3 protein-coding genes are annotated in these 1,983 nt (G+C 41.4%); 2 read left to right on the forward strand and 1 reads right to left on the reverse strand.

Features of this window, described 5'->3' with window-relative positions; all coding sequences use genetic code 11:
- Positions 1-472 precede the first annotated feature (472 nt).
- Positions 473-688, forward strand: a complete 216-nt coding sequence (locus tag PX482_RS05785) for a hypothetical protein (protein ID WP_002759900.1) — start codon at positions 473-475, stop codon at positions 686-688.
- Positions 688-948, forward strand: coding sequence for a type II toxin-antitoxin system RelE family toxin (locus PX482_RS05790; protein ID WP_002759899.1), 261 nt, complete (start codon positions 688-690; stop codon positions 946-948). Before PX482_RS05785 ends, PX482_RS05790 begins: the two co-directional genes overlap by 1 nt.
- A 561-nt stretch (positions 949-1,509) precedes the next feature.
- Here PX482_RS05790 and PX482_RS05795 read toward each other — a convergent pair.
- Positions 1,510-1,815 carry a DUF5615 family PIN-like protein gene (locus PX482_RS05795; protein ID WP_002759897.1) on the reverse strand — a complete coding sequence of 102 codons (306 nt, stop codon included), beginning with the start codon at positions 1,813-1,815 and terminating at the stop codon, positions 1,510-1,512.
- Positions 1,816-1,983 lie beyond the last annotated feature (168 nt).

Here is a 1,983-nt window from a genome sequence, read left to right on the forward strand (position 1 = left end):
CTTAATTGATTAGTTCGCTCTAGAGCAAAAACAATTGACAAAAATCGCTAAATGCTTTTCTATATAAGGGTTCCATCCCTTATAACCCCCGTCCATTGCATAACAATTACCGAAGAGCCAGAATCGGTTTTATGCTATTGAGTTACCAAAGCCAATAGAAGAGGCTTTATTATCAGTTGCCAACTAAACCCCTCCCAATCCACCGAAAAAGAAACCACAAAGGTAGGCTAAATTGCCTCTAAAAATACCATAAATGCCCCCTTAATCAGAGTTGAAGGGGTTTGTTTTTTCCTTTCGCTTATTAAACAACTATCACCTCGTTGCTAGGGTCTCCCTGGCAAGGCATTTTCAGAGGTTCTACCTTGGAACGAGACAAAGCATTGATGATCACACAAAGTCGAGAAGAGCCAAATAGCCAATTTAGTGTCAAAATTAGGAGTAGTTTATTTATTCTTCTCTCCTAGTTAAAAATATGCAAGTTAAAGAGCTAACCGTTGAAGAACTCAAGCTCCTCATTCAAGAAACTGTTGCCGAAACCATCCAATCTATCTTACTCGATCCTGACCAAGATAAAGAAGTCAAACCTGAAGTTAAGCAACAACTTCTTGACTCTCTAAGACGGACTGAAATAGGAGAAAATGGGGTTTCAGCCGAGGAAGTAGCCAAAAAATTAGGATTAAACTGGTAATGGCTTACTTTGTAGAATTTAGCCGCGAAGCAATCGCTGATTTAGAAGCACTCGCTCCTATCATTCAAGAGCGAATTTTGCGGAAAGTTCGCTGGTTGTTGGATAATTTTGAAAATGTTAGTCCTCAAGCTTTAAGTGCTAATTTGAGTGGTCTTTTCAAGCTTCGAGTCGGTGACTATAGAGTTATCTATTCTTTTGCACCCGAAGCAAAGCGGCTTACCATCCATAAGGTTGGACATCGCCGAGATATCTACAGTTGATAAAATACTGTGTTTGAGAGTAAGGGGATACTTGTACAACCTTATTGTACAATTCCCAGGGGTGAGACTTGTAGGTTGGGTTGACGCAAGGAAACCCAACAACTTCCTGGAATATTTTCACAATTTTTGTTGGGTTTCGCCTTTTGAGCCGATGGGTAATACCTGAGTAATAATGATAGCTCAACCCAACCTACGGCTCGATTAATTAATCAACTTATTCAGACACCTGTTACCCAACAACTTCCTGGAATATTTTCACAATTTTTGTTGGGTTTCGCCTTTTGAGCCGATGGGTAATACCGGAGCAATAATGATAGCTCAACCCAACAACTTCCTGGAATATTTTCACAATTTTTGTTGGGTTTCGCCTTTTGAGCCGATGGGTAATACCTGAGCAATAATGATAGCTCAACCCAAGCTACGGCTAACTGATTAGGGAGAGAAATATAAAGATTTATTAAATTGTAGCTTAGGATACAGCTTATTTTAGTTTAGTGTGTAATCTATTGTTGTCCAGCTTTGGTGTTGGGTTGGGTTGTTCCTTAGCCAAACCTAGAAAAGCTAATAGTTCCACTGATTCAGGGAGATGAACTGATTGGCCGGAGGGATATTAGCAGTTTCCAGATTGGCGATCGCTTTGACAATTTCCCCTCTACTGAGATCTTTTGAGTAGTCCCTATTCTCGTAAATGGCCAAAATACCTGAATGGCAGGGGTTTTCTTGATGGATGGCTTCAAAATCTCGGCAATTACGAGTTAGCAGCATTCGATTGTTTTGTCGGGCATAGTTCAAGACAACAGAATCTGGCTGTCCAGAAAGTCCCACTTCGTTGACTGTTATGACATCGTGACCAGCAACTGTGTGCATTTTGACGAGAACCTTGCACAGGGAGTCTTCATCGGAAATTTTGGGTCTGAAACCCCGCCGTTCTAGGTTGGCTTTACGTTAGAATTAAAAGGCCAGTCTCGAAAACCAAGTGGACGGCGCAGCACCTTGAAAACTCGGCTTAGGGGGTTCCGACCAGAAAAGCTTGGC

The sequence above is a fragment of the Microcystis sp. M53602_WE12 genome, from assembly GCF_030065455.1.
Lineage (GTDB): Bacteria > Cyanobacteriota > Cyanobacteriia > Cyanobacteriales > Microcystaceae > Microcystis > Microcystis aeruginosa.